Origin of the sequence: Sporosarcina cyprini, from assembly GCF_022048975.1 — a bacterium.
Classification (GTDB): domain Bacteria; phylum Bacillota; class Bacilli; order Bacillales_A; family Planococcaceae; genus Sporosarcina; species Sporosarcina cyprini.
In genome coordinates, this window is the sequence record NZ_JAKMHX010000030.1 from 94,507 (window position 1) to 120,865 (window position 26,359).

A 26,359-nucleotide genomic window follows, 5' to 3' on the forward strand; every position below is an offset into this window, starting at 1 on the left:
GTGTTTTCAGGAGTACCGGGGGTGGTATTCGATCTGCTGAACCCCTTCTCCAATTACCACGACACGTGGCGGCACTTTCACATACTCTGGCAGCCAATGGACTAATCCGTAAGCATATTGGAATAAATACGGATGTCCAGATCCTTTGATCGGGACATAGCCTTTCATCCGGTAAACCGTCTCTGGAAGTGACTTCACCCAATCCTCGAAATCCGCCTGATCTACCGGCTCATCGAATGTTATCAGTTTTGAGCTAAGCGGAACGCCTTTCCCGGAGACAATTTCTGTGTTCTTTTTGAATTGGCACGCGTTTAGTGTTTTTTCGATAAAAGCAAAGGGAATTTTGGCGTTAACCGTCTGGATAATCTGTGCTGTACTGTTCAATTGAGATAACTCAACTGTCGCGCTGGCAAGCTCCGATTCGGTCACTAGATCAGCTTTATTCGCTAAAATCAAGCTCGCATGTCTGATCTGTTCTATGAAAAGTGAACGGATTCTAGGTGACAAGCTATCCCGTTCAATCCATCTTTTCACGTCTGCCACCGTAATAATCCCTTGTATCCGAAGTTGATCTGCAAACAATGGCGAATAGACTGCATCTAATGCTTCTACTGGATGTGCGGCGCCGGATGTCTCAATGAAGATAACATCAATATGATCATAGTCCTCTAATAGTCCCTGCAGCTGGGCTTCTGTCTTTTCGGAACCTGTGCAGCATATGCACCCGTTTAGCAATTCTTTTAATGGAATCTCTCCCTCTTGGCCAACCTGGTCGGAATCAAACCCGAGAGAACCAAATTCATTCATTAGCACGGCGGGTTGTTTGCCTTGCTTCTTCACTTCTTGAATTGCGTTCAATAACAGCGAAGTTTTGCCGCTGCCTAGAAAGCCACTGAAAAGGTATACGTCGATCATTTGGATGATGCCTCCTGTTTCCAATAATATTTAAACTAAATGAAAAAGGCAGAAAGGCACTTTCGCGGGCGGTCGCCTACGAGAGTCGCCTCTCTGCCAATTGTCATGTCGTTTTACTGCTATTAACTGCAATCCAACGGTATAGATGAATAAAGTTTTTACTTCTTCAATTCTTCTAGTACGACCTCTTTTGCCTTCTGCAATTGCGGGTCATCCGTCTTGATTTTTTCACGCAGCTTGTTCATCAAGCCGAATGTCGTTTCTCCAGTTAGAACGCCTGTAACCTTCAAAGAAAGGTCCTTTTGCAATTGCTGTACAGCTTGCTCGGTCTTCGAGTCAAACAAGCCATCTACTTCGCCTGGATTGTAACCAACTGCCTCAAGCATTTCTTCTGCAGATTGAATGACAGGAGAAACCATACCTGTCTTCATCTCTTCAGAAGGATCCAAATAAGGCAATGAAGCATAAGAAGGATATGGCACTTCGATATCCGGTTCAATTCCCTTGTTATGAATCCAATTGCCGTCAGGTGTTAACCATTTCGCAGTCGTTAATTTTAAATTGGAACCATCTTTCATATCTTTCGGTGTCTGGACAGTCCCTTTACCGTACGTTTTAATCCCAACCAATTTAATATGAGCAGATTCCTTCATGGCGCCAGCCAAAATTTCCGAAGCAGATGCACTGCCGTCGTCCACCACAAGCGATACAGGAACCTTTACTTTTCTGCCATCGGAAGCAACATATACTTCAGGCATGGCATCTTTTCCTTCATATTGGAAGAGATTTTTCCCCTCTTCGACGAAAAGGTCGGAAATATCAATCGCAGTGCTTAGCATACCACCAGGATTTTGGCGCACATCCACCACAAGGCCTTTCATTCCCTCTTTCTCCATCTCATCAAGAGCTGTAAGCAGCTCATCATACGTATGCTCTGAGAAACTAGTAATTTGGATATGAGCAACACCATCATCCAACATCTCAGCGTACACCGTTTCGATTGGAATAATATCTCGTTCAATCTTCACGTCAAATGGTTCTGCTGACTCACCACGGCGAACAGATAAGGTGACAGTCGTCCCCTTCTCACCACGGATCAACAGCACAGCTTCAGATGAAGACATCCCCTGAATGCTTTTACCATCCACTGCCGTAATGAGGTCATTCGGCAAAAGGCCAGCGCGTTCAGCAGGGGAGTTTTTAATTGGTGAAACGACTTTAATATAGCCATTCGCCTCCTGAATTTCTGCACCGATTCCCTCAAAGCTAGAAGAAATGCTTTCATTCAATTGCTGGGCTTCCTGTTCATTCAAGTAATCTGAGAATGGATCACCTAAGGACTCAATCATGCCATTGATGGCCCCATCGATCATTTTCTCCTCATCAATATCATCATAGTAGTTCTTTTTCACTTCATCGTAAGCGTCATAGAATTTCTTAAATTCTTTACGCTCGCTCACCGTAGCGTTTTGAGGGTTGACAACTTCCACCACTTTTTCTTCGCCTGTCGTCAGTGCAAAAAACGTGACTGCCGCACTGGCGAGTACCAAACCGAAAATCAGCATGACCAAAGTAAATGGTTTCAGTCTAATATATCGGTTGGCAGGTGGCTGATATTCTTTCTGTTCCTCGTTGCCAGGGGTATTCTTTTCATTTTCTTCCATACAAGTCCCCCTCTTTCCTTCCAGCATTTTAGCATAAAGTCAAATACTGTTGATTTAATCCAAAAAAAGACCGCTTATATGCAGCGAGCGGTCCTTCGATGCCACATTATTGAATTGCTGCATCCAATGCGACTTCGATCATGTCGTTGAATGTGGTTTGACGCTCTTCCGAGGAAGTCGCTTCACCTGTCAGGATGTGGTCGCTGACTGTCAAGACAGCAAGTGCTTGACGGCCGTATTTGGCAGCAAGTGTATAGAGTGCAGCTGTTTCCATTTCCACAGCCAACACACCATATTTCGCTAATTTTTCATGCTCAGCATGCTCGTTGTAGAAGAAATCTTCCGTGAAGACATTGCCCACTTTCAGATTCAATCCTTTTTCAAGTCCTGCTTGGTAGGCTTTCAAAAGAAGATCGAAGTTAGCAGTCGGTGCATAGTCAACACCATTAAAGAATGTACGGTTGATCGGAGAGTTTGTTGTTGCACTTTGCGCGATAATGACGTCACGGACTTTAACGTCTCTTTGAATAGCGCCGCATGTTCCAACACGGATCAATTTTTGAACATCAAATTCCTGCATCAGTTCCGTTATGTAAATGGAAATGGATGGAACACCCATACCTGTACCTTGAACTGAAATTCGTTTTCCTTTGTATGTTCCTGTGAAACCGAACATATTACGTACTTCGTTATATTGAGTGACATCCTCTAGGAATGTTTCCGCGATATATTTTGCACGCAGAGGATCCCCTGGCAACAAAATTGTATCTGCTATTTCGCCTTTTTTTGCATTGATATGTATGCTCATATCGTCACGCCTCACTTTCAGTTTTACTTTACTCATCATACAGTTAAACGGCCTATTATGCAATAATTGACCATTTAACGGCTCTGTTCCTGATAGCGCTCAAACAGCTCATCAAACACTGTAATCGGCATCTGCCCATCGGCTTTTTCTTCGAGATATCGAGAAAGACTGTCAAACGAGCTCTCTTGCTTCGGAAAGCTGTGGTCAAGGAACATCGCTTCGGCAAATACCGCTTTCGCATCATTCTTTGGTCCTCCTCTGAAGGTTAGGACGAAATGATAGAAGGAACGATCCATAGTAGTAGCCCCTTACTTTGTAAATATTTTTTTGTATTCGCCGTAGCCTTCCTCATCCAGCCGGTCAAACGGAACAAAGCGTAAAGCGGCGGAATTGATGCAGTAGCGCAAACCCGCAGGTCCCGGACCGTCCGGAAAGACATGGCCTAAATGAGAGTCTGCTGTTTTGCTGCGCACTTCAGTGCGTCTCATGCCATGACTCTGATCAAAATGCTCCGTCACTTCTTGTTCCTCAATAGGTTTTGTGAAGCTTGGCCATCCGCAACCCGCATCATACTTATCTGTTGAACTAAAGAGTGGTTTTCCGGATACAACATCAACATAGATGCCATCTTCGAACTGATCATTATATTCATTTTGAAATGGCGGTTCTGTCCCACTTTCCTGTGTGACATAATATTGCATCTCAGTCAGTTTGTTTTTCAAATCCTCTTTCATGATGGATCCCCCCAAGTATCTTTTTTGTACTGCTCGCGTCCAGATCCAATGGCATAACGATTATAGTGGGAAGGATTTTTCATATAATAATCTTGATGCCCTTCCTCGGCGGGATAAAATGGTTTTGCAGGTTTAATATCTGTCGCAATCGGTTTATTGAACTTCCCCGACATTTCCAATTCTCGTTTGGATTGCTCGGCAATTTTTTGTTGTTCTTCGGAATGCGTGTAAATGGCGGTTCGGTATGATTCTCCTCGATCATAAAACTGGCCGCCTGCATCTGTTGGATCAATCTGCCGCCAAAAGATATCGACTAATTGTTTGTAACTGATCACTTCATTGTCAAACGTGATTTCTACCGCTTCCCGGTGACCTGTTGAGTTCGTGCATACCATTTCGTATGTCGGGTTCTCGATGTCGCCGCCCGTATAGCCGGACACAACCGAGTGAACCCCTTCATAACGATCAAACGGTTTAACCATACACCAGAAACATCCGCCTGCAAATGTAGCTTTCTCTATAGCCAAGTCCATCTCCTCCTTTGTCGTCAATCAGGAATGATGACTTCCAATTCAATATTATCCTCTGCCAGGTTGAAAGTCTTTGCTTTCAGCTGTATTTTGCCGGAGATCGGTATTTCGGAAAGATTAATAAAAATTTCCTCTTCTTTTGGCCGTACAATAATCCAATCCGGCAATTTAACGGAGTCCTTAAGAAATTTCAGTATGGTCGCCGGCTGAATATTTAGATTGCCGATCTCCATTGAAGATTGCTTCAATATCAAATTGCCATCTTCCCTGACAACCGGATCAAAATGCATAGTAACAGGCAATTTAAACGAAAATACAGTAGCTTCCGAATGCAGGACTACATCATCGCCTACCTGCATAGTGACAGGCATCGTGTCTTGCTTGACCGCTTTGCTAATAAAACCGTTAGCGATCCCTTCTAAATCTTCTTTCGTCGCTTTCACAGTCAATTTATTGCCAGCAGAATTATAAGTTTGGACTTTGGGCAAAGGTTCAGAATCCTCGACATTACTTAGAAACCAGATTAGCCCGGCCAATAGAGCCGCAATCCCCCCTAACAATGTAAAAAAAGCGATTTTCCAAAAATTCAAGCGTCATCACTCCCCAAAATCCAATTTCCCTTCTGACAGCTCAGCCAAACCGCATTTCTGAATAGATGCTTTATAGCGGGCCGCCATCGTATCGTAGCCTTTTGCATTCGGATGAAAGAAGTCGGTATGATAAACTAAATCCTCGTTTGAATCAAATAGATCGATTACAGGGACAAAGCATGCTTTTTCATCCATAATCGCCTGCACTTCGATGGCTTCATTCCAATCCTCTATGATTGTCTCAAACTCATTCGGTTCATCCGTCACAATGGAAAAAGGATTATACAGTCCAGCGATAACGATGATCGCATCGCCATTCAATCCGCGTATGATTTTAAAGACTTCATCTAAACGATTTTCAAATTCACCAAGTTCAGCATAAAAAGGTTTCATCTTTAATTTGAAAATGTTGGCTTTGACGACCTTCATAATATCATTGCCGCCAATCGTCAAATAGATAACATCCGCTCTCTTTATTTCTGATTGAACTTCTGGGTCTTCCATCTGTTCAATCAGCTGGTCACTTCTTTTTCCTCGTTTCGCCAGATTGTTGCTCTCAATTTCTTTAACGCCTTTCCATCTCTCCATGTCTCTTGTCATCCGGCCAAAATAGCCATCTTTTTTTCGTTCATCTCCAACACCTTCTGTCAACGAGTCTCCTAAACCGACTACATAGACCGTTTCAGGAATGAAATAGTCCGGTACATACCAGTCAGTGAAGGCGGGATCCATCCGTCCGGAGAAAGGAGCGCCGCCTTCCAGATTCTCATCAGCTTGGCAGCCGGCCAATAAAAACGAGAAGATGACCATGAAGACAATGTACCTTCTCATAAACACAGTTCCTCATTTCTTTTTGTAAGTGAAACTAGTCCTTTCCAGAGTTGTGGGGGCGATTTTACATACAAGAATGGCATGCAGAATGCCGAGCTGTACCCTAACTATAACTCGTGAAGCATCAGTCCGTATAATACATAAAACCGATTGCCCCTTCACCTGTATGCGTGCTGATGATCGGTGTTGTGAATGACAATTTTACGTCTTTCCATCCCGATTCCTCAATAATTCGTTTTAAAGGATCTGCCATCGCTAACCCATTTGCATGTGAAATACCAATTGCTTTGATTATTTTACCGGCAGTTTCTTCTTTAAATGCCTTTACTAATTGCGAGACGACTTGTTTATGGCTTCTCGCTTTTGACACCGGCGTATAGACGCCATCCTGTAGAGTGGCAATCGGCTTAATATTAAGCAAGGAACCGATCATCGCCTTTCCTTTTCCGATTCTGCCGCCTTTTACGAGATTATCAAGCATGTCGACTACAACAAAAAGCGTCGTGTTTTTTCGCACAACAGAGAGCCGTTCTTCAATTTCTTGGACCGAGCGCCCCTCCTTCGCCATTTTCGCCGCCTCGACCACTTGAAAGGTCAGGGCATGTGAAATATACATAGAGTCCATGACTGTCACGGATGAATCAGTCATCTGAGCTGCTGCTTCGGCAGATTTTACCGTACCGCTCATTCCGCCAGTCATATGGATGGAAATGATTTCACTTCCATCTGCGCCAAGCCGGTCATATAGCTCCTTAAAAACGCCGGCTGCCGGCTGTGAACTTTTCGGAAGTTCCTCTGCTTCCCTCATGAGGTCAAGAAAAGATTCCGGTTGGAGATCAACCCCGTCTTGATATGTCTTCCCTTCAATCTGAATAGTTAAAGGTACCACGTGGATATCGTACTGATCCACATACTCCTCGATGAGATCCGCAGTGGAATCTGTCACGATATGAATCTTCTTCATGTATTACACTTCCCTTTTCATATTGGCAACGTTCTTCTTATTTTAGTATAGTAAAACGAAAGGGGGTCATCTTTATGACTGAGGCTTTTGATTATAAAAACGACAAGGAAGAATTATGGAACGCAATCACCCATGGGATTGGGTTTGCTGTCAGCATACCGGCGCTCATTTACCTCATTCTTTCAGGCGTCGAAAAGGGGAAAGCCATTGCCGTAGTAAGCTTTGCAATATTCGGCGTTTCCATGCTCCTTTTATTCCTTATGAGCACACTGCTACACAGTATGCCTAAAAAGTACAAACGTCTTTTCTCCATCTTCGATCATTCTGCCATCTATATCCTGATTGCCGGAACGTACACACCCTATTTGCTTGTTACAATCCAAGGCACGCTGGGATGGACATTATTCGGCATCATATGGGGACTGGCGGCAGCCGGCATATTGTTCAAGGTGTTTTTCATTCACCGCTTCGAATATGTATCGCTCGTCTTCTATATCGTCATGGGATGGCTCATCATTTTCGCCATTAAACCCCTCTATCAAAATATTCCTCTCCCAGGTTTCATCCTGCTTGTTGCAGGGGGAATCCTTTATACTGCAGGCGCTTATTTTTACGCTGCCCGGAACATTCCATACAATCATGCAATTTGGCATGTATTTGTGCTGGCAGGCAGCGCATCCATGTATTTTAGCGTCTTATTATATTGTTAATGCTTGAACGCCTTCGAATCGACGGAGGCGTTTCTGTATGCTTATGATTCCTCTGTATTTTCCCGGTCGTAAATAAAGTAAGAAAACGGTGTGGAATCTTCCATGAAATGATCTTCGGATTCGGAGACGAGCTTCCATCCGGAACCGTAGGCAGGAAAATACGTGTCCCCTTGAAATTCCTTCCGTATAACCGTCACATAAATGCGATCGGCGAATTCGATTGCCAATTCAAATAGTTGGGCTCCCCCAATAATTACGATCTCCTCTGAGAACTCTTTGCCTTTTTCAATGGCTTCTTCAAGCGTATGGACAACTACTGCCCCATCCGCTTTATACGACTCATTTCGCGTGACGACAATGTTCAATCTTCCAGGCAACGGCCTTCCAATGGACTCAAATGTTTTCCGGCCCATGACGATTGCTTTCCCCATTGACATTTTCTTGAAATAAGCGAGTTCTTCAGGGATATGCCATGGCATTCTATTTTCGAAACCAATCACTCGGTTCAGGTCATGCGCGACTAACATAGAAATCATTGACTAACACTCCTTTATACTGCGATCGGTGCTTTGATTTTCGGATAAGGGTTATAGTTCTCAATTTGAATATCTTCATACGTCAAATCAAAAATGGATTTCCCTTCCGCATTCAGCCGCAGCGTCGGCAATTCTCTCGGTGTGCGTGACAGCTGTTCTTTCACTTGCTCTACATGATTAGAATAGATGTGTCCATCGCCAATCGTATGAATAAATTCCCCTACTCCATAGCCGCACTCATGTGCAATCAGATGGATTAATAAAGCGTAAGACGCTATATTGTAGGGCACACCTAGAAACACATCCGCACTTCTTTGATACAACTGGCAGGAGAGCTTACCATCCGCAACATAGAATTGGAACATCGTATGGCACGGTGGAAGAGCCATATCGTCTACTTCAGCAGGATTCCAAGCACTGACTAAATGCCTTCTTGAATCTGGTTTATTTTTTAAACCATCAATCAGGTTTGTAATCTGATCGATTGTACGATCCCCGACTGTCCAAGAACGCCACTGCTTACCATAGATCGGGCCGAGGTCACCATATTTTGCCGCAAACTGGTCATCCGTCAGAACACGTTCCTTATATAAGGCCATCTCCGTTTCAAACGTTTCGGCAAAGGATTCATCCTGCTGGATGCGCCTGCCAAAATCCGTCATATCGGGTCCAGCATACTCATCACTCTTTACCCACTTTTCAAAACCCCATTCATCCCAAATTGGATTCCGGTCTTGAATCAGGGTGCGTAAATTAGTGTCTCCTTTTAAAAACCACAATAGCTCGGAGGCAATCAGGCGAAAAGCAGTCTTTTTAGTAGTCATTAAAGGAAATCCTTCATTCAAATCATAACGCATCTGATAACCGAAAATACTGATCGTTCCGGTCCCTGTGCGGTCTTCTTTCACTGTTCCTTCTGATAAAATATGCTTGCATAAATCCAAATATTGTTTCATCTCTAAAAGCCTCCTTGTTCTTATAGCCAGTATAACGAAAAAACCGCCGAAATGGTATTAAGACAACCACTTCGGCGGTGTATTCTTCGACCAGAAGATGTCTCCGATCGAGTGATGTGCTATAAAATCATCTTCTGCTGTGTGATAGTGAAAATTATAGAAGAACCCGTCTTGCGGACGTTTTTCAGTCCGGACATGAAAACGGATCAAATCCTTTTCTTCATCTTTGTCGAAAACATGAAAGATCTTTTCTGCATAGTTTCCAGATGGCGTTTCTGTGATGGCGAGTCTTCTCTTATGGAGATCGCCTTTGCTTTCCAAAGTACTTTGAATAACTTCTTCGATTTTAGGGAAAATAACACCATCAAATTCATCTTGAATAACCGGACCGATTTTGGATCCAAACTTCATATAAGACAGATCCTTCGCCGAGGTATATAACGCGGCAATGTCCGTAGATTCTTCCAGTCCAGGTTCTGACTGAAAATAGCTGTCTTCAAGACCAAAATCAAACTCCTGGCTAACGGAAGGATGATCGCTTTCCCGAGCATCGTCTTTCGGATTTAAGTTTGTCCAGATTTCATGGCTTGGCGATATGACGCCTAAGGTCAATATCGCAACGGCTGCCATCATGAGTTTTTGTAAGTATTGTCTCATTTCATTCACCCGCTTGATCGTACGTCCGATGAACTACGATATTTTTGTCTTTTTTGTGTATATTTTCTAACACTCTTACTAAGTAAGACGAAAACAACTTGAAAAGGTTTCATATTTCTACTTTTCATTGTACAATAAAACCATGAAGATTTGGAGTGTAATGTAAGGAGGTTTTTATACAATGGATGTTCAACTATGGATTGGAATCGGAATGCTCGGACTCATTCTTTATTTAAGCTCCTTGAATTTTACTCATTGATCAAAAGAGTACAGGTCAGCCTGACGAATTGGCTATACAACCTGGACGACCTCAGCGCTCCCTTTATCCGTGTCACGCAGATGATCCGGCTGATCAAGGGAGCCGGGTTGCGGAAATTCCGCCGCCTGCAATATTTTTTATGTACTTATTATAACTAATGAACCAAAAGCCGTCCTTTCAATTAAAGGACGGCTTTTTCACCTTTCGGCATAGGCAAAATGAAATTTTGTATTGGGCCGGACGATCCGGTTCAAGTGAAATCGTTCAAATACACTGGAGTCATAATGGTCTTTCACGACTACTCGCTGACGGGAAACACGAAGTGCCTGCTCCATCCATTCATCCGTTAACGTGGAATGGACGCCTGCCGAGCGCAAAGGAGTGAAATTCGTGGATTCCTCGATTGGAGCGCTGAACATCGTATCAATATATACAATATCCCAAGACCTGTCTGCTTGCTGTTTCAATATTTCTATAGCGTCTCCCTGAACTACATGAATGCGTTTCATTGCTGCATCTAATTCAGGAATTGTAGCCTCGTACGATTGAAGACCTCTCTTTGTAATGAAGGCAACCGCAGGATCCGCTTCCACTCCTTCCACCCGCCCATCATCGCCAGCAACAAAAGAAGCGATAATACTGTCTGAGGCGAGCCCAAGCGTGCAATCAAAAAAGGAATTGCCCGGCTTAAAACGACTTACTTCTATTAAAGGATCTGTTTCACCCCTAAGCATCCGCTTTAAACGAAACGCCGCCGAATTGGGATGGAAGAAAAACGGCTCCACCGAACCAAACACGAAATATTCAAATCGATTTTTCCCGGTAACCAGGACATGTGCCGAATAGGTCTCTTGCATGTTGCGGACTGATCGTTTTCTTCGCTCTATCACCGGATGGCCAAGCATTTGACTTGCCGCTTCTGCCAGCCGATATGTTTCCTCATCGGGCCTTCCGGCAGTTGTAATGATGGTTTTCACTTTCCGCAAATCTGATCGAGCACCCCGGAAATATGCTCCTTGATTTGTTCCATTTCAAAGTTTTCTATTTGCTCCCGTGGGATGAAATACGCAAGTTTTTGATCCTTCCAAAAAGCAATCGAAGGTGAACTTGGCGGCACTTCCGGAAAGTATCTCCGCATCGTCTCAGTTGCTTCCTTATCTTGGCCGGCAAACACGGTCAATAGGCGGTCTGGTCGATGCTCCGCTTGCCCCAATGCTTCCCTGACTGCAGGCCGGGCCAATCCGGCTGCACATCCGCAAACGGAATTGATGACGACTATTGCCGTTCCTTCAAGATTATCCATCGTTTCTTTTACCTCATCGGCTGTTGTCAGCTCGGTAAAACCAGCAAGGACAAGCTCTTCCCGCATCGGTTTTACGATGCCTTTCATGTATTCATCATATGCGTTCATTTGAAATCCCCTTCCCTACCAATATGTCTGTTCGTTTCCCGTTTTATTTTACATGTATTTAGATATTATTTCATGGAAACAGAACTGGAGGGTTGTTTTACGTATATTACGGGTTCGGTTGATAGGGAGAAAACGCTAAAACGCATTTCAATTAACATCCTAATCGGCATTTAATTAAAAGATGTTTGTACCGGTACATCATTTTATGCGATGTTGTTATGAATTACGTCGCCTATAGTTATACCGATTCATCTTAAATTTAAGTCATATCGTTGATATAACAACAAAAGAAGGGACACCAATTCATATGCGAATTGCGTCCCCACTTGTATGCTATTTAATGTTTTTTCCCTGTTTTCTAAACTCTTTAGAATCTGGTATTTTCCTATTGTCTTCTTGCCTCATTCCCGTCCCGCATCAGTCCAGACGACCTTGTACAGAAAAGCGATATCATAAGCTTCAAGATCTTCAGGCAACCCGCCGTTATCTGAAGGAGTGACACTGCGGAGCATGCTGCCTTTCGTCCCTACCCAAACGGCAAGATAGGTCGGTTTGTCTTTAAGAAGAGTGAAATCTGTTCCTACGAGATTCCCGAATGAACGGGATAAGTTTGCAACTTCAATGGGGTATGTCGTCGATGTGCTTCCTGAAGGGTAACTGAGCAAGATTTCCGCTTGTTTTTCATCGAGTTCCATTACATTAAATGCAATCAACTCCCCTTTAAACTGCTTGTCAACCGTCGAAGAAGTCAACAGCAATTCCTCTTTGAATTTTCCTTCATGGTATACCTCGACGGAATACTTGAGATCTTCATCTTCAGCGATTTTTCCATTCACTGTAAAGAATTGCGGAATGTCCGCTCCTGCCCTTGCAAACAATAACCCTTCATGTTCGCTCAATGTATACGGCTTGATGCTTAAACTTGCATCGGATGGACCTTTCGGTGACAGGAAAGAGCAGCCCGCCAAAAGAAAAATCAACATGAATGTGATTGAATACTTTTTGATATGTTTCATACAACTCTCCCTTTAATAATTTGACCTTATTTGTTATACGTATCATAAAACAATAAGGTTCATTAAATATTCCTTTAGTGAATTATTATTCGGGCGGAATTCTCCAAGTCCTTTAAAATTTATCCATTTCCATTAACAATAGTAATTCATTTTAAACTAACAACTCATCTCGCTAAAAGCACTTCAATTAACATCTAATCGGAATATAACAACAGATGTTTTAACCATACACTCAGCACTATAACTCGCTTCGTTACATAATTTTATGCGATGTTGTGAATTTCCACGCCAACAGGAATACCAAGTCATCTGAATTTAAGCCATATCATTGATATAACAACAAAAACAGGGACACCAATTCATATGCGAATTGCGTCCCCGCTTGATATGCTATTTCATGTTTTCTCCCCGTGTTACAAACACATTATTAAGTTTACATAATATTATTATCTACTACTAGTAAAGCGACTTAAGAAATCTTGCAGCCGTTCACTCTTCGGATTCACCAAAATTTCTTCCGGATGTCCCTCTTCTTCAATAACACCTTCATTTAGGAAAAGCACACGATCGGCGATGTCCAACGCAAAATCCATTTCATGCGTGACAAGGATCATCGCCATTTCTCCGGATTTTGCCAGTCCACGAATTACTTCCAAAACTTCACCGACAAGTTCCGGGTCCAACGCAGATGTTACCTCATCAAACAACATAACTTTAGGTTTCATCATCAGTGCCCTCGCCATTGCGACCCGTTGTTTTTGGCCTCCTGACAATTGACTCGGATACAAATCAACCTTATCGGAAAGCCCAACCTTATCCAACATCTCCAGGGCGTTTTCGCGGACAGCTGCCTTATCCTTCTTTTTCACAATAGTTGGGGCAAGCATGCAATTTTCCAATATCGTCATATGCGGGAACAGGTTAAAATGCTGGAATACCATGCCAATGTCTCCGCGGATAGCCCGCAAGTGTTTCTCGTCAGCAGGTAGCATTTTGCTCCCTTTTTCCATTAGCCAAAGGTTTTCACCATTTACTTCAATCACACCAGAAGTTGGTTCTTCCAATGTCATAAGCAATCGGATAATGGTCGTCTTGCCTGATCCACTAGGACCAATCAATGCCACTTTTTCTCCAGGCGCGATATCTAGATCGATCCCCTTCAGAACCTCTACATCTCCGAAAGCTTTTCTGACATTTTTGTATTGCACAATTGGTGCATTCATTATCTAAAACTCCCCATCTTTATAAAGTTGCTGTTCTCTTATCGAATCTGCGATTGTATTTCCTTTCGAGCTTGCGGATTAGCAGTGCGGATGGATAGCTTAATAAAAGGAAGAACAAAGCGACGACCGTTAAAGGTTCGACAAATTTATAATATTGCGCGCCATAGTCGTTGGCGATATGCAGCATCGCGACCACTCCAATTGTAGAAGCGAGAGGAACTTCCTTAAACATGATGATGAGATAATTCCCCAACATCGGTATCGTGGGAGGTATTGCCTGCGGCAAAATGATATGCAACCATTTCTGCTTTACCGATAAGTTTAAAGCGGTCGCAGCTTCCCATTGTCCTTTTTCCACACTTTCGATTCCGGAACGATACACTTCTGAAGTATATGTGCTGAAGTGGAGACCGAGGCCGAGTATGGCAGCGGCGAACGGATTTAAAGCAACACCGATACCCGGAATGGCGGGCCAAGCATAATAAATGAAGAAAAGCTGCACGAGAGGCGGGGTTGACCGGATGAATTCAGCTATCCATTTGAACAACCAGTTAACCGGCTTCCACGTAATCCGGTTCATGAACACCCAGAAAAAGCCGAAAATCATAGCGAATGCATAACAGGCAATGGTCAAACCGAGTGTAATCCATAATCCTTTAAAAATTAATGGAATGACATGAAAAAACACATCCCAACTCCAAGTCATCCGTGTACCACTCCCTTCTTCGCAAATTTTTCCATACGTCTAGTGAGAAAGATAAGTGGCAGCGCCAGAAGGAAATAGACAACCAAGATTAACAAATACACGGTTGGCGCTTCAGACAAATGAGTGCTCCGATAAATATTTCCGTAATACAACAGATCCGTTAAACCAATCAATGAAACTAAAGATGTCGCTTTTAATATTTGAATGATATAGTTTCCATACTCAGGCAACATCATTCGGATGGCCTGCGGCAAAATGACATAACGCATCCGTTGAAATCCAGTGAAATTTAGTGCGATCGAAGCTTCTGTCTGACCGGCTGGTATGGAAAGGATGGCACCCCTAACAATTTCCGACATATATGCGCCGTAATTCAATGAGATCGCTAGTACCGCAACCCATATATCACTTCCGAGGTGAATATTGAACAAACCGGGCAATGCGTAGGAGAACCAGAATAACTGGACGATTAACGAGGTACCGCGGAAAATTTCAACATAAAAACCGGTAAACTTTGTAACAAGCAAGTGATTCGAAACTCTCGATAGGCCTGCTATGAGAGCAATCAGCGTGGAAAAAACAATCGATAATAATAAAACAATCAATGTTATCTTTAATCCGCTCAAAAGAACGATCGAAATATCTGTAATGGAACTCATTGAAACAACTCCGTTTTTATACTAATCGCTGGATTCAGCAGCAGTCCCCCACTTGATAATAGAGGGGGTTTTGTTCAGAGAAACTTTCGACAATTTCTGTTATTGCGCAAGACACTTTTTTAATTACTCACCGAGTCAAGGCAACCGCATATTTTGTGGTCAGTAGTTTTCGCCGCTGCAAATACTTTCTGTCGTCAACTCCAGGTCAACAACATTCAGCTCTTCTGTGAAACCATACGGTTCAATCAGCTCCGCAATTTTCCCGCTTTCCTTCAGCTTTTTCAACTCCGCATTGTATGCTTCGCGCAATTCATCATCATCGATTCGGAATGCTGCTGCACCATAGCTGGGAACTCCTTCGATTTCAGGTTGTTCGAAGTCGCCTACAAACTCCAATTTATCTTTGTTGGCCGATTCTAAAGCCATCTTGATCGTCATTTCGGTGCCTGTCGTTGCGTCTGCCCTTCCGGATTCAACCGCTGCAAAAGATGCAGGAATATCTGGCACCATCATAATTTGCTTCTCACTAACCCCTTCCCGGAGCATGAAATCCTTTTCTGTAGCTCCACTCATGACTGCAACTTTGATGTCTGGATTGGAAGCAATGTCTTTATAGCTGCGTAAGTCTTTCGGATTCCCTGTCTTCACGATAAGCCCTTCTCCGTATTGCATTTCCGGTTCGCCGAATGCCACATTTTCACAACGATCCGGAGTAATGGCCATTCCTGCTGTAATCACATCAAATTTCCTAGCACCTAATCCAGGGATCAGCTGCGAAAAATCAGACAAATGCCCATCGACTTCCTCTATGCCAAGGTTTTCAAAAACGGCCGTTGCAATTGCGACTGCACCGCCTTTTAATTCACCATTTTCTTCATACGCGTACGGTTTCTCATTGGCGAAACCGACTTTTACAACTCCTTTGTCCTGCAGGGACTTCAACAGATCCCCGTCTGCCGCAGATGAATTGGATTTTCCATTCCCGCATGCGGCCAGCAATAAAACAATTCCCATGGCTACAACAATACCTTTGATTTTCTTCACAATTGACCTCCTTAGTATTTTCATCAAACCCGAAAGTTTGATAGTTTCCAGAGTAACATAGGAAATTTTTCAGTTCAACTGCATATCTGCCATTTTTCCTTCTACCTAACTAAATTACATTCATCTAAACCATTCAAATCAACGATTAAACCAATTTTTATATTTTATTTTAAATTTTCATCCAGCATCAATATTTACAGTGAAAGCGTTTTATCTCTCACTTTTTATGCAATGTTTTTTCCAATTATACATTTATCATTTAATAAAAAAATAAAATAAAAAAACCGACGTAAAAATGTCGATTGGAGTTCTACTTTATCAGTTTACGAACAGCTCCGACATGTAGATGCTTCTCTATATATTAGACTCACTCAGCCTCATATCTCATACGATTATTTTATTTGAAATAAAAAAGGTGACATCCATTTAACATGAATGCCACCTGCTTTTGTAATTAACCATTTCGAATTTCAGTCATCTGTTTCCAGATCGAACCTTTGGCATCTTCCCCTTCTTCAATACGGGCAATTGCCATACCAACTTGGAGTCTGACTTCAAACTCAGGATCGTTCTCCGCTTCATGTAAAGCTGGAAGCGCATTTTCTGTACCTGTTTCATATAAAAACATCGCTGCGCGCCAGCGTACAAGCTTGTTTTTGTCTTTCAACGCCTCAATTGCTGCTTGTTCAAACCCTTCAAATCCAAGATCGCTCATACAATCTCCTGCAGTCCTGCGCACTGCCCAGCTTTTATCTTGTAGTGCTTTTTCCACTAACGGTATAACTGCTTCATCTTCCACCATTCCCAAATAGACGGTCGCCAGCCGGCGGATGGACATTTTTTCATCATCCAAGGCAGCATCTAGAAGAGGAAGATCGGATACATCAGGATCAGGCATTTGGTCGAGCAATTGAAAACGCTTTTCCCATTCACCCACACAAAACTCTTCTACGGACACTTTGTTCTTATTTTTGCCTGCAGAGTTGTCGTTTTGTTCTGTAGTTCGTTTAATGATATCCGCTAGCCTTTCATCCGGGTATGCAGCTTCAATCTCCGAGGCCACAGTTTCTCCAATCTCTTTTTTATCACCATAGCGAATACCATAGTCCGCCCATTTCCGCAGCAAGATATAGTTTTCCACTTCAGCGCCATGTACTTTATCCATTGCCTTACGAAAACGATCGCTCAGACCGAATCTTTGTTCAGACTCACTGTCGAACACTTTTACTTGCAGCGGAATATCTTTATACGTTTGTACATGGACATACACTTCTCCAAAATGTTCATCTGCCGCCGGGGCTGCATCTTGCACACTCTCACTTTCCTCGTTGAAAACAGCTTGAACAGAAGCAAGTATCGTTTCCCATGCGACATTTCCCACACGCTCAATAGCCATAAAATTCAAGACATGATAAATCCCTTTCACACCTTGAATGGACAGCAATTCACGGATAGGTGAGGATACATCGTGCGCATCCTCTTTTTTGTAGTTATGGCTGACACCTGCCGGCAATTCAGCATCCAATACGATTTTCATCGAGTTTGGGCTAGGTGTAGGCTCAATTGTCACTATTTTCATGACGGATACCTCCTTTTCTTTAAGACTCAGCAATTTCCTGTAAATACGTCCAACGTTCGATTAACAATTCGTACGCAGCATTTAACTCATCGAGCTTCTTTGTCAATACTTGCAATGTATCATAATCCGAACCGGACGTAACCATTTCTGCTTCAGTCAATTCGATTTCTGATTCCACTTTTTCAATATCCGCCTCAATTGTTTCCCATTCGCGCTTTTCGGCATATGTCATTCGTTTTTTTACTGGCTGCGGATCCGTTTTCACTGGGGCCGGCTCAGTTTTAGCCTCCACGATGCGTCCTTTTGTTTCTGCTGCTATCTCATTCAAATAATCTGTGTATACGCTGAAGATGATATTAACCTTGCCTGAACCGTCCAAAGCCCACAATTTCGTGGAGGTCCTGTCCAGAAAGAATCGATCATGCGAAACTGTCAGGACAACACCCGGGAAAGTGTCAATGTAGGTTTCCAATACAGAAAGAGTATCAATATCTAGATCATTGGTCGGCTCATCCAATAAAAGAACGTTCGGCTGTTCCATCAATAGCTTCAGCAGGTAAAGACGCTTCCGCTCTCCCCCGGACAATTTACCAATTGGCGTTCCGTGACTGGATGATGGGAATAAGAAACGTTCCAGCATTTGAGTGGCCGAAACACGGACGCCATCCGAATCTTCTATGTCATTTGACGTTTCCCTAATATATTCAATAATTCTTTTGCTCTCATCCATTACAGGATTTTGTTGATGGAAATGAGCAAGCTTAACAGTGGACCCTCTTTCAATCGCCCCTTGATCTGGCAAGAGTTCACCTGATATCAATTTTAATAATGTCGTTTTCCCTGCCCCATTTGGCCCGACGATCGCAATGCGGTCACCCGTCTGAAGAATGGCTGAAAAAGATCGAATCACTTCTTTGTCTGCATACGTTTTTGCGATTCCTTCCATCTCCACTACTTTTTTACCAAGACGGGAGGTCTTTAAAGAAACATCCAAGTCCATAGCAGTATCATTTTTTTTCACTTGTTCTTCTAGTTCTTCAAACCGGCCGATTCTCGCTTTCTGCTTTGTCGAACGTGCCTTCGCACCACGTCTGATCCACTTCAATTCATTGCGATAACGATTGCGCATTTTGGATTCTGTTGCCTGCGCCATTTCAAGCCGCAATGATTTCGCTTCCAGAAAATCGGCATAATTTCCTTTATGTGAATATAGGGTTTTATCGGCAAGCTCATAGATACTCGTTGACACCGCATCCAAAAAATAACGGTCGTGAGTAATGAACAGCACAGCACCTGATTCATTGTTCAAATAATCTTGAAGCCACTCAATCGACTTAACATCCAAATGGTTGGTCGGCTCGTCCAACAACAAAAGATCGGATGGTTCAATGAGCACCTTGGCTAGGGATACTCTTTTCTTCTGCCCGCCGGATAACTCACCCATTTTCTTATCAAATGTATCGATGCCTAATTTTGTGAGGATCGTTCTGGCCTTTGTGTTTAGATCCCAAGCAGACGTGGCGTCCATTTCATTCTGAAGCCGGGCGTAACGTTCCTGATGTACAGCCGACTCCGGATCCTCCGAAAGAGAAGCGAGGGCATGCTCATAATCCAAATTAAGCTTGATGATCGGTGCCTCACTCGTAAAGACCGTTTCAATGACTGTTTTATCCGGATCGACAAATGGCTCTTGCGGCAAATAAGCGATCGAATATTTATTGGGATGATCTTTTGTCAGTTCATCTGCCGGCTCCTGCCCAGCCAAAATCGACAGCAACGTCGATTTGCCAGTCCCGTTGATGCCGATTAATCCAATTTTTTCTCCGCTCTCTATTGTAAAGGAAATCTTATTAAATAACGTTTTCTCCCCTACGGTTTTAGTTAGGTTCTCTATAATTAATTGACTCATTGTACCACATCCATTTCTACTGACTGCATACTACTATCATAGCTCATAAGCAGTGCAGTGTGCATATAAGTTGTTTTGATCGGAATCTTTCTAAGACAGCCATATTTTGCTTAAGAAATTGTTATTTCGCGAAAAAGATCAGTTAGAGGTTTAGCGGTAGGTGAACTGGGTATCCAGTGTACGGAAAGATTTTAAAATTGTTTTATTAACTACTGTTTAATATTATTTGAAAATAAAACTTTATAGACAATTTCGAAAGAAAACTCGCTATTTATTAAGTCTGAATCAAATTAATAAATGGAAATAAATTATTTTTGACAAATAAAAATGTTTGTTTATATAATAGAGCAATATAAAGGAGGAAATGAAATGTCGGAGTATACTAAAGAACAAATTGTCGAAAGTGTTCCACAAAAAGGATTCTTTGGGCACCCGAAAGGTTTGTTCACATTATTTTTCACTGAGTTTTGGGAGCGCTTTTCTTACTATGGAATGAGGGCCATCCTCGTTTTCTATATGTACTATGAAGTCTCTAAAGGCGGTCTTGGATTAAGCGAAGAACTCGCATTATCCGTCATGTCCATTTACGGATCTCTCGTTTACATGTCCGGTATCATCGGAGGTTGGCTCGCTGACCGTGTATTCGGAACATCACGGGCTGTGTTCTTCGGTGGAGTCTTTATTATGCTCGGTCATATTGCACTTGCAATACCCGGAAATGTCGCATTATTCTTGATCTCCATGGTGTTGATCGTAATTGGGACAGGCCTCTTGAAACCGAATGTATCGAGTATAGTCGGCGATATTTATTCAATGGACGACAATCGTCGTGATGCTGGCTTTAGTATTTTCTATATGGGAATTAACATGGGTGCCTTCATCTCCCCGTTAATTGTTGGCGAATTGATGAAGACAAGTTTTCACTTAGGCTTTGGAGTTGCAGCGATTGGAATGTTTATTGGTCTCGTCATATTCGTTGCTACAAAAAAGAAAAACCTAGGACTTGCAGGATTGCAAGTAAAAAATCCACTTTCTGCATCTGAAAAGAAAAGAATTTTCACAATCTTTGCGGTTGTCGCTATTGTAATCGGTATCTTCGTTGCGATTGCCATTCCAAAAGGCTGGTTAACTTTTGATTCGTTCATCGCAATCGTTGGTATTCTAGGATTCTTGATTCCTGCAGCCTATTTTATCGTCATGTACCGCAGCTCGAAAACGAATGACGTGGAACGTTCGCGCATTTTGGCTTATATTCCTTTGTTCCTTGCATCTGTCATGTTCTGGGCAATTCAAGAACAAGGATCGACGATTTTAGCGCTATATGCGGATAAACGCACCAACCTGGATTTCATGGGCTTCCATATCTCTCCGGCTTGGTTCCAGTCATTGAATCCATTATTCATTATTACCTTTGCACCGGTATTTGCGTGGCTATGGGTGAAATTGGGCAACCGCCAGCCATCCATTCCACAAAAGTTCTCGCTTGGTATCTTGTTTGCCGGTATTTCATTTATCGTCATCCTCGTACCTTCTTACTTCGGAGGAACGGATGCATTGGTGAATCCACTTTGGCTTGTCCTAAGTATTTTCACTGTCGTAATTGGTGAATTGTGCTTGTCTCCAGTCGGTTTGTCCGCAACGACAAAATTGGCTCCGGCAGCATTCTCGGCCCAAACGATGAGTCTCTGGTTCCTTTCAAACGCAGCAGCACAAGCTTTGAATGCACAATTAGTTAAACTCTATTCCCCAGAAACAGAAATGATGTACTTCGGAGTAATCGGCGGTGTCGCCATCGGTCTAAGTATTTTGCTTTTCGCGATTTCACCGATTATCCAACGATTCATGCGTGGCGTACACTAATCTCATTCTAAGACTGCAGTTTCCAACTTTACTGTTGGGCTGCAGTCTTTTTTTTCTAAAAAACTCACAATGCATACCGATCTGATTAATACTTTTCGCTTCTTTTCGATATGATGAAGTATTGTCAATTCGAACTGGAGATGAGGGATTCCATGTATATTTTGTTATTGATCATTTTACTTTCCGTACTGCTGCTGCCCTTTCTCGTCCCAACTATTGAAAGAAACTTGGAGTTGTTTCTTTTTGTAATGGGGTTGTCAGCTGCCATTTGCAGCGGTGTTTTGGACAAGGGATTATTGCTGAAAGCCATTGAAGATCCTGCGATGATTACAATAGCAGTTGTGACTGCCGGATTCTTATTCAAATGGATCCGCAATCCGTTCGAAGCAGGAATTACAAAATTAATGCAACTTCTTCCCCAGCGGCTTTTCTTCCCGATCATTATTATCGTTTTAGGTCTGCTTTCCAGCATCATTACCGCCATTATTGCAGCGATCATTCTCGCTTCCATTACAATGGTGGTCAACCTCCATAGGAAGTCTGAAATTCGTTTTGTCATCCTGGCATGTTTCTCTATCGGGTTAGGTGCAGTCCTCACACCGATTGGCGAGCCTCTAAGCACGATTGCGACGAGTAAACTGAACGCTGATTTTTTTTACTTATTCAATCTCATAGGATCTGATATTATACTTGGCGTATTGATTTTTGGCATTCTAGGGGCTGTGTGCATTGAACCTGTAAAGAACATGTCTCTATCCAGGAAACGTCAAAGCGAGGAATCTGCCGCAGGCATACTTTGGCGAGGAGTAAAGGTGTATGTATTTGTGATGGCATTGACAATGCTAGGTGCAGGATTTGAACCGGTCATCGAACGTTTTTTAATCGGAGTAAATCCTTTGATTCTCTATTGGATCAATATGATATCGGCCATACTGGATAACGCTACACTCGCCGCTGCAGAAATCAGCATCCAAATGGACTCCCATACGATCCGTTCTGTCTTGCTTGGCTTGTTAGTAAGCGGAGGCATGCTGATCCCTGGTAATATCCCGAACATTATCGTGGCAGGAAAATTAAACATTACGAGCGCAGAGTGGGCTCGTTTTGGATTGCCACTTGGTTTGATCGCTATGTTGTTTTATTTCATTGTCATTGTGACAACTCGCTGACCATGTCGTAACAATAAAAACCCGGCAGGCAGTTCTTGTAAGAACTACTTACCGGGAATTGGGTGAAGTTATTATTTTTTACGCTTCGTCAATCTTCCAAGCAGGAATGCACCTGCTGCAAGGCCAATTGCCGTATTCGTTTTCTTGTTAAATACTTGTTTTACGACAAGATTGAGGTTTTGCGGACGCTCCGCCAATCTGCGCATGAAATATCCATACCAATCTTGGCCGAATGGAACATACGTACAGAAATTGTACCCTTCTCTCGCAAGTTCCAATTGCATGTCACGACGGAAGCCGTATAGCATTTGGAATTCAAATTTGTCGTTCGATATATTATGTTCTTTCACGAATTGCTTCACATGGTTAATAACATTATGGTCATGAGTCGCAATGGAAGTAAATTTACCGTTTAATAAATGCCATTCGATCAATTTAACAAAGTTTTTATCGATATCGGATTTATCCTGATATGCATACTCAGCAGGCTCCTTGTAAGCTCCTTTAACAATACGGAGGCGGAAGTCCTTATGTTTGTGTAAATCCTCTTCTGCACGGAAGAAATACGCTTGGATAACCGTTCCAATGTTGTCATAGTCCTTGGACAGCTCGTCCAGCAAATCGTAGGACGGTTGTAGACGGGCATAGTCTTCCATATCGAAGTTTACAAAAATGCCATAAGAATGAGCTTTCGAAACGATTTCACGCAAGTTTTCCTTACAGAAATCATAATCGATATCCAAGCCCAATTGAGAAGGCTTCAAAGAAACATGTGCATCGACTCCGTTATCATGGATCGCTTCAATGACTTCCAGGATCTGATTTTTTGCAGCAGTCGCTTCTTCTTTTTCAAAAACGAATTCTCCAAGATTGTCGACTGTGCAAGAAATGCCATGCTTGTTTAATTCTTTGATGCTTGCAATCGTCTCGGCAATATTTGTGCCTGCCACTACATTTTGCGCGCCCATACGCAAACCATACTTCTTCGCTGCGCTATTAAGGAATTGGTTTTGAGATAGGCCGATAAAAAAGTCTTTAAGTAACATATGCATAGCTCCTCGATCAAAAGTTTTCGTTCCATAATGATTATACCACAAGCCTGATTGTTCATTACAAAAAAAGTCCGGCTCACAGCTTGTAATAATTGTTTATTTATCTGGATTATCTAATCGGGTCGTAAATTGATCGACAATCTTCTTCAATTCTTCCGCCATTCCTTTTGTTTCATCTGAACGGCTCGCCACTTCCATAATCGAGGCGGTCGTCTCTTCGGTAGCGGATGATATATTGGTCGTCTTCTCTTCGATCTCGTAAATCATCGTTTTTAGATGATCAATCAACTGAACGACTTGATTTGATTTATCCGCTTCAGTAGTCATGAGATCTGAAATAAGATTGACGTCTTTTACTGTCCCCAAGACAGCATTTGAAATTTCATGCAGTGAATCAGCTGTCATTTTAACAGTTCCTGTACCTGTTTCGATCCGTCTCATGCTTGCATCTGTGGAGGAAACGACTTGGTGGATAGTCGTTGTAATATCGCTTACCAATTTCTCTACTTCCGCTACTTCTGCATTCGACTGCTCTGCCAGCTTACGAACTTCCTCCGCCACCACTGCAAAACCTTTCCCATGCTCTCCTGCCCTTGCAGCCTCAATGGATGCATTCAAGGCCAGCAAATTTGTCTGGGATGCTATTGTGGCGATGGATGTGGTGATTGCCTGAATCCTTTGCGCCGACTCGATCAATGCCTGAATCGTTTGATTCGTTTCCACAGAAGATGCTTTAATTTCCGTCATGTCCTTACTTATTTCTTTCGCGCGGCCTTCCCCCTCCTGCGCCATGGACATGGTCACATTGGAATTCTCAACAGTTACGTCGGCTTTGTCCTTCGTATTCTGCAAGCTTTCTGCCAACGAATTTAAAATAGAAGAAGCATGTTCCGCGTGTCGGGTTCCATCTGTAACTCCTTCAGCGACATCCCCCATATTATGTGCAACCATTTGAATCGCTTCTTCCATTTCTCTTAACGTACTCGAACTGTTTACAGCATTCTCCATTAATCGATCAGAAGTTGATTTCATGGTGTCGATCATCGTACGCAAATTGGTCGTCATCTGATTCAAAGTCCGGCTTAAATCTCCTACTTCATCCCGGCTGTCGAATGGCAGATCTGCAATAGCCAAATTACCAGAAGCCACTTCCTTCGCATGTTCGATCATCGAGGAAATCGGACGTGTTTTGCGACGTAAAAGATAAATAGTCACGACCGCAGCGATCAACATCGGTATCAGGCTGATAAAGATTCCATTTCTCACAACGTCCCATGTCCGATCACCGACAATGCTCGCGTCAAAGTCGATGACACTCACAGCGATAACTTCCTTGGACGGATCATGATCTTTAAAAATCGGCGCATAGCCTGATAGGCGTTTCATTCCGCCAAACGTGTACGGTTCTGAGTACGTCGGATGTTTCATATCGACTAGCATCGCGACTGCTTTTTCATCCATCATGAATTGATCGCCGGCTTGAAAACCATCCGCTTTTAGATTGTCATCCAGAGCAATGATTTTTCCGTTTAAATCCAGTATGTATTGAGCATGAAATATAGTCTTATGTTCCGTTGTCCAATTCAGCGTTTTGCCGACCCTTTCAATCGTTGATGCGTCTCCAGCGAGTGCCTGATCAATATCCTTGGAGAAAATTAAACCGGTCGTAATGTTGGCGCAGCCGTATGCTTCGATCCCTGCTGCATCATAGAGCTTTTCATAGGCGGTCTTATAGGTGGCTATCGAAGTGATCGCCAGCATAGCGATCAGGATGCCAACGATAATGGCCCCTAGTTGAAATGTCAGTGTCTGTTTGATCTTCATGGGGTAGTTCGCTCCTCTATTCAATTGTCAATTATTTCTTCGTACATAGTCTATATTACTTTAAATCTAGTTATGAAAAAAGTACTTTAGTGTACTAAATCTTAAATTATAGTGAACATATTTCTCCCTACAATTTGTCTTTTCTCTTAAGTTCTGCTATAACGGATAGATACTGTATGCTTTGCGAAAGCAGGAGGAATGAATCATGCCGGAACAGACCATTTTTGATTTAATACATACCATTGAAAAAGTAACCTACAAGATGCTCGTGCATTGGAGGGAATCCTCTGATATCGATTTGGGGATTACCCATATTCTTGTATTGCACGAACTGCAGTCACGAGGAGAATGCAGGCCATCTGATTTAGCGAAATTCCTGCATCTGACCCCTGCCTCATTGACTCACCTGTCAACCAAACTGGTTAAAATGGACTTGATTACCCGCACAAAGGATGAGGCCGATAGACGCACCACTTATTGGACAATTACGAAACAAGGGAAAGAGCTGCTTCAAAAAGCCCAGCAGGACGGCCAAGAACTGCACACCCAGTTTTTCTCCCATCTGTCACCCGAAGAACAGAAGTCATTACTGCAAATCTATCAAAAGTTAGACAGAGCATTAGGAGAATGAATATATTATTAAAATCACGCTAGCTCTAGACTCTGTTCATATGGTTGCAAACCGTCTGCACTGGCTCGTTCCCAGAAAACCATTTACGTTTCCAGGCACATATTCTGAAAGTTAACGGACAA

At 42.8% G+C, this 26,359-nt stretch carries 27 protein-coding genes; 4 read left to right on the top strand and 23 right to left on the bottom strand.

Features of this window, described 5'->3' with window-relative positions:
• Positions 1-6: 6 nt before the first annotated feature.
• The 9 genes from L7D49_RS12895 to L7D49_RS12935 form a co-directional block, all read right to left on the bottom strand.
• The gene (locus L7D49_RS12895; RefSeq protein ID WP_238081464.1) at positions 7-915 is read right to left on the bottom strand and encodes a CobW family GTP-binding protein; all 909 of its coding nucleotides are present in this window, start codon (positions 913-915) and stop codon (positions 7-9) included.
• A gap of 158 nt (positions 916-1,073) precedes the next feature.
• The gene (locus tag L7D49_RS12900; RefSeq protein WP_238081466.1) at positions 1,074-2,579 is read right to left on the bottom strand and encodes a lmo1851 family serine protease; all 1,506 of its coding nucleotides are present in this window, start codon (positions 2,577-2,579) and stop codon (positions 1,074-1,076) included.
• Positions 2,580-2,685: 106 nt separating this feature from the next.
• On the bottom strand, positions 2,686-3,387 hold the full coding sequence (deoD, locus tag L7D49_RS12905) for a purine-nucleoside phosphorylase (RefSeq protein ID WP_238081468.1): 702 nt from the start codon (positions 3,385-3,387) through the stop codon (positions 2,686-2,688).
• 74 nt (positions 3,388-3,461) lie between these two features.
• Positions 3,462-3,683, bottom strand: coding sequence for a YozE family protein (locus L7D49_RS12910; protein ID WP_238081470.1), 222 nt, complete (start codon positions 3,681-3,683; stop codon positions 3,462-3,464).
• A gap of 12 nt (positions 3,684-3,695) precedes the next feature.
• Complete coding sequence (msrB, locus tag L7D49_RS12915; RefSeq protein WP_238081472.1) at positions 3,696-4,121, bottom strand: peptide-methionine (R)-S-oxide reductase MsrB; 426 nt, start codon at positions 4,119-4,121, stop codon at positions 3,696-3,698.
• Positions 4,118-4,648: a peptide-methionine (S)-S-oxide reductase MsrA gene (gene msrA, locus L7D49_RS12920; RefSeq protein WP_238081474.1), complete on the bottom strand. Its 531-nt coding sequence runs from the start codon at positions 4,646-4,648 to the stop codon at positions 4,118-4,120. The genes msrB and msrA overlap by 4 nt, the downstream gene beginning before the upstream one ends.
• A 20-nt stretch (positions 4,649-4,668) precedes the next feature.
• Positions 4,669-5,241, bottom strand: coding sequence for a YpmS family protein (locus L7D49_RS12925; protein WP_238081476.1), 573 nt, complete (start codon positions 5,239-5,241; stop codon positions 4,669-4,671).
• 6 nt (positions 5,242-5,247) lie between these two features.
• Complete coding sequence (locus L7D49_RS12930) at positions 5,248-6,072, bottom strand: GDSL-type esterase/lipase family protein (RefSeq protein WP_238081478.1); 825 nt, start codon at positions 6,070-6,072, stop codon at positions 5,248-5,250.
• A gap of 124 nt (positions 6,073-6,196) precedes the next feature.
• Positions 6,197-7,036, bottom strand: coding sequence for a DegV family protein (locus L7D49_RS12935; protein WP_238081480.1), 840 nt, complete (start codon positions 7,034-7,036; stop codon positions 6,197-6,199).
• A gap of 74 nt (positions 7,037-7,110) precedes the next feature.
• On the opposite strand from L7D49_RS12935, the gene trhA reads away from it, so the two are divergent.
• On the top strand, positions 7,111-7,746 hold the full coding sequence (gene trhA / locus L7D49_RS12940; RefSeq protein WP_238081482.1) for a PAQR family membrane homeostasis protein TrhA: 636 nt from the start codon (positions 7,111-7,113) through the stop codon (positions 7,744-7,746).
• Positions 7,747-7,787: 41 nt separating this feature from the next.
• On the opposite strand, the gene L7D49_RS12945 is transcribed toward trhA, so the two are convergent.
• The 12 genes from L7D49_RS12945 to L7D49_RS13000 all read right to left on the bottom strand — a co-directional run bounded on the left by L7D49_RS12945 (position 7,788) and on the right by L7D49_RS13000 (position 19,701).
• Positions 7,788-8,282: a dihydrofolate reductase gene (locus L7D49_RS12945; RefSeq protein WP_238081483.1), complete on the bottom strand. Its 495-nt coding sequence runs from the start codon at positions 8,280-8,282 to the stop codon at positions 7,788-7,790.
• A 14-nt stretch (positions 8,283-8,296) separates the two neighbouring features.
• Positions 8,297-9,238, bottom strand: a complete 942-nt coding sequence (locus tag L7D49_RS12950; protein WP_238081486.1) for a thymidylate synthase — start codon at positions 9,236-9,238, stop codon at positions 8,297-8,299.
• Positions 9,239-9,295: 57 nt separating this feature from the next.
• Positions 9,296-9,895 (bottom strand): YpjP family protein, encoded by a 600-nt coding sequence (locus L7D49_RS12955; protein WP_238081488.1) that lies wholly within the window; start codon positions 9,893-9,895, stop codon positions 9,296-9,298.
• 456 nt (positions 9,896-10,351) lie between these two features.
• A complete protein-coding gene (locus L7D49_RS12960; RefSeq protein WP_238082745.1) occupies positions 10,352-11,131 on the bottom strand; it encodes a class I SAM-dependent methyltransferase in 780 nt (259 codons plus the stop codon).
• A complete protein-coding gene (locus L7D49_RS12965; protein WP_238081490.1) occupies positions 11,128-11,565 on the bottom strand; it encodes a BrxA/BrxB family bacilliredoxin in 438 nt (145 codons plus the stop codon). Before L7D49_RS12965 ends, L7D49_RS12960 begins: the two co-directional genes overlap by 4 nt.
• A 401-nt stretch (positions 11,566-11,966) precedes the next feature.
• Positions 11,967-12,581 carry a hypothetical protein gene (locus L7D49_RS12970; RefSeq protein ID WP_238081493.1) on the bottom strand — a complete coding sequence of 205 codons (615 nt, stop codon included), beginning with the start codon at positions 12,579-12,581 and terminating at the stop codon, positions 11,967-11,969.
• 446 nt (positions 12,582-13,027) lie between these two features.
• The gene (gene ehuA / locus L7D49_RS12975) at positions 13,028-13,804 is read right to left on the bottom strand and encodes an ectoine/hydroxyectoine ABC transporter ATP-binding protein EhuA (RefSeq protein WP_269135986.1); all 777 of its coding nucleotides are present in this window, start codon (positions 13,802-13,804) and stop codon (positions 13,028-13,030) included.
• Positions 13,805-13,823: 19 nt separating this feature from the next.
• A complete protein-coding gene (gene ehuD / locus L7D49_RS12980) occupies positions 13,824-14,510 on the bottom strand; it encodes an ectoine/hydroxyectoine ABC transporter permease subunit EhuD (protein WP_238081494.1) in 687 nt (228 codons plus the stop codon).
• Complete coding sequence (locus tag L7D49_RS12985) at positions 14,507-15,169, bottom strand: amino acid ABC transporter permease (RefSeq protein ID WP_238081496.1); 663 nt, start codon at positions 15,167-15,169, stop codon at positions 14,507-14,509. Before L7D49_RS12985 ends, ehuD begins: the two co-directional genes overlap by 4 nt.
• A gap of 159 nt (positions 15,170-15,328) precedes the next feature.
• Positions 15,329-16,213: an ectoine/hydroxyectoine ABC transporter substrate-binding protein EhuB gene (gene ehuB / locus L7D49_RS12990; protein ID WP_418895882.1), complete on the bottom strand. Its 885-nt coding sequence runs from the start codon at positions 16,211-16,213 to the stop codon at positions 15,329-15,331.
• A 454-nt stretch (positions 16,214-16,667) separates the two neighbouring features.
• Positions 16,668-17,792, bottom strand: coding sequence for a conserved virulence factor C family protein (locus tag L7D49_RS12995; RefSeq protein WP_238081498.1), 1,125 nt, complete (start codon positions 17,790-17,792; stop codon positions 16,668-16,670).
• 19 nt (positions 17,793-17,811) lie between these two features.
• Positions 17,812-19,701, bottom strand: a complete 1,890-nt coding sequence (locus L7D49_RS13000; RefSeq protein ID WP_238081500.1) for an ABC-F family ATP-binding cassette domain-containing protein — start codon at positions 19,699-19,701, stop codon at positions 17,812-17,814.
• Between the two features lie 369 nt (positions 19,702-20,070).
• On the opposite strand from L7D49_RS13000, the gene L7D49_RS13005 reads away from it, so the two are divergent.
• Positions 20,071-21,561, top strand: coding sequence for a peptide MFS transporter (locus L7D49_RS13005; protein ID WP_238081502.1), 1,491 nt, complete (start codon positions 20,071-20,073; stop codon positions 21,559-21,561).
• 152 nt (positions 21,562-21,713) lie between these two features.
• Positions 21,714-22,730 (top strand): DUF1646 family protein, encoded by a 1,017-nt coding sequence (locus tag L7D49_RS13010; RefSeq protein ID WP_238081504.1) that lies wholly within the window; start codon positions 21,714-21,716, stop codon positions 22,728-22,730.
• 71 nt (positions 22,731-22,801) lie between these two features.
• On the opposite strand, the gene L7D49_RS13015 is transcribed toward L7D49_RS13010, so the two are convergent.
• Both L7D49_RS13015 and L7D49_RS13020 read right to left on the bottom strand, forming a co-directional pair.
• A complete protein-coding gene (locus L7D49_RS13015) occupies positions 22,802-23,776 on the bottom strand; it encodes a proline dehydrogenase family protein (protein WP_238081506.1) in 975 nt (324 codons plus the stop codon).
• A 102-nt stretch (positions 23,777-23,878) separates the two neighbouring features.
• The gene (locus L7D49_RS13020; protein WP_238081508.1) at positions 23,879-25,606 is read right to left on the bottom strand and encodes a methyl-accepting chemotaxis protein; all 1,728 of its coding nucleotides are present in this window, start codon (positions 25,604-25,606) and stop codon (positions 23,879-23,881) included.
• Between the two features lie 205 nt (positions 25,607-25,811).
• On the opposite strand from L7D49_RS13020, the gene L7D49_RS13025 reads away from it, so the two are divergent.
• Positions 25,812-26,237, top strand: a complete 426-nt coding sequence (locus L7D49_RS13025) for a MarR family winged helix-turn-helix transcriptional regulator (protein WP_238081510.1) — start codon at positions 25,812-25,814, stop codon at positions 26,235-26,237.
• The last annotated feature ends 122 nt before the right edge of the window (positions 26,238-26,359 follow it).

Excerpts from the sequence above, each read along its gene's own strand:
- L7D49_RS12935 (WP_238081480.1), bottom strand. The coding sequence starts at position 7,036 with ATGAAGAAGATTCATATCGTGACAGATTCCACTGCGGATCTCATCGAG.
- L7D49_RS13010 (WP_238081504.1), top strand. The coding sequence starts at position 21,714 with ATGTATATTTTGTTATTGATCATTTTACTTTCCGTACTGCTGCTGCCC.
- ehuD (WP_238081494.1), bottom strand. The coding sequence starts at position 14,510 with ATGACTTGGAGTTGGGATGTGTTTTTTCATGTCATTCCATTAATTTTT.
- L7D49_RS12985 (WP_238081496.1), bottom strand. The coding sequence starts at position 15,169 with ATGAGTTCCATTACAGATATTTCGATCGTTCTTTTGAGCGGATTAAAG.
- deoD (WP_238081468.1), bottom strand. The coding sequence starts at position 3,387 with ATGAGCATACATATCAATGCAAAAAAAGGCGAAATAGCAGATACAATT.
- ehuA (WP_269135986.1), bottom strand. The coding sequence starts at position 13,804 with ATGAATGCACCAATTGTGCAATACAAAAATGTCAGAAAAGCTTTCGGA.
- L7D49_RS12950 (WP_238081486.1), bottom strand. The coding sequence starts at position 9,238 with ATGAAACAATATTTGGATTTATGCAAGCATATTTTATCAGAAGGAACA.
- L7D49_RS13025 (WP_238081510.1), top strand. The coding sequence starts at position 25,812 with ATGCCGGAACAGACCATTTTTGATTTAATACATACCATTGAAAAAGTA.
- L7D49_RS12955 (WP_238081488.1), bottom strand. The coding sequence starts at position 9,895 with ATGAGACAATACTTACAAAAACTCATGATGGCAGCCGTTGCGATATTG.
- L7D49_RS13000 (WP_238081500.1), bottom strand. The coding sequence starts at position 19,701 with ATGAGTCAATTAATTATAGAGAACCTAACTAAAACCGTAGGGGAGAAA.
- L7D49_RS12930 (WP_238081478.1), bottom strand. The coding sequence starts at position 6,072 with ATGAGAAGGTACATTGTCTTCATGGTCATCTTCTCGTTTTTATTGGCC.
- L7D49_RS13020 (WP_238081508.1), bottom strand. The coding sequence starts at position 25,606 with ATGAAGATCAAACAGACACTGACATTTCAACTAGGGGCCATTATCGTT.
- L7D49_RS13015 (WP_238081506.1), bottom strand. The coding sequence starts at position 23,776 with ATGTTACTTAAAGACTTTTTTATCGGCCTATCTCAAAACCAATTCCTT.
- L7D49_RS12945 (WP_238081483.1), bottom strand. The coding sequence starts at position 8,282 with ATGATTTCTATGTTAGTCGCGCATGACCTGAACCGAGTGATTGGTTTC.
- trhA (WP_238081482.1), top strand. The coding sequence starts at position 7,111 with ATGACTGAGGCTTTTGATTATAAAAACGACAAGGAAGAATTATGGAAC.
- L7D49_RS12895 (WP_238081464.1), bottom strand. The coding sequence starts at position 915 with ATGATCGACGTATACCTTTTCAGTGGCTTTCTAGGCAGCGGCAAAACT.
- L7D49_RS12970 (WP_238081493.1), bottom strand. The coding sequence starts at position 12,581 with ATGAAACATATCAAAAAGTATTCAATCACATTCATGTTGATTTTTCTT.
- L7D49_RS12995 (WP_238081498.1), bottom strand. The coding sequence starts at position 17,792 with ATGAAAATAGTGACAATTGAGCCTACACCTAGCCCAAACTCGATGAAA.
- L7D49_RS12965 (WP_238081490.1), bottom strand. The coding sequence starts at position 11,565 with ATGAACGCATATGATGAATACATGAAAGGCATCGTAAAACCGATGCGG.
- L7D49_RS12900 (WP_238081466.1), bottom strand. The coding sequence starts at position 2,579 with ATGGAAGAAAATGAAAAGAATACCCCTGGCAACGAGGAACAGAAAGAA.
- msrB (WP_238081472.1), bottom strand. The coding sequence starts at position 4,121 with ATGAAAGAGGATTTGAAAAACAAACTGACTGAGATGCAATATTATGTC.
- L7D49_RS13005 (WP_238081502.1), top strand. The coding sequence starts at position 20,071 with ATGTCGGAGTATACTAAAGAACAAATTGTCGAAAGTGTTCCACAAAAA.
- L7D49_RS12910 (WP_238081470.1), bottom strand. The coding sequence starts at position 3,683 with ATGGATCGTTCCTTCTATCATTTCGTCCTAACCTTCAGAGGAGGACCA.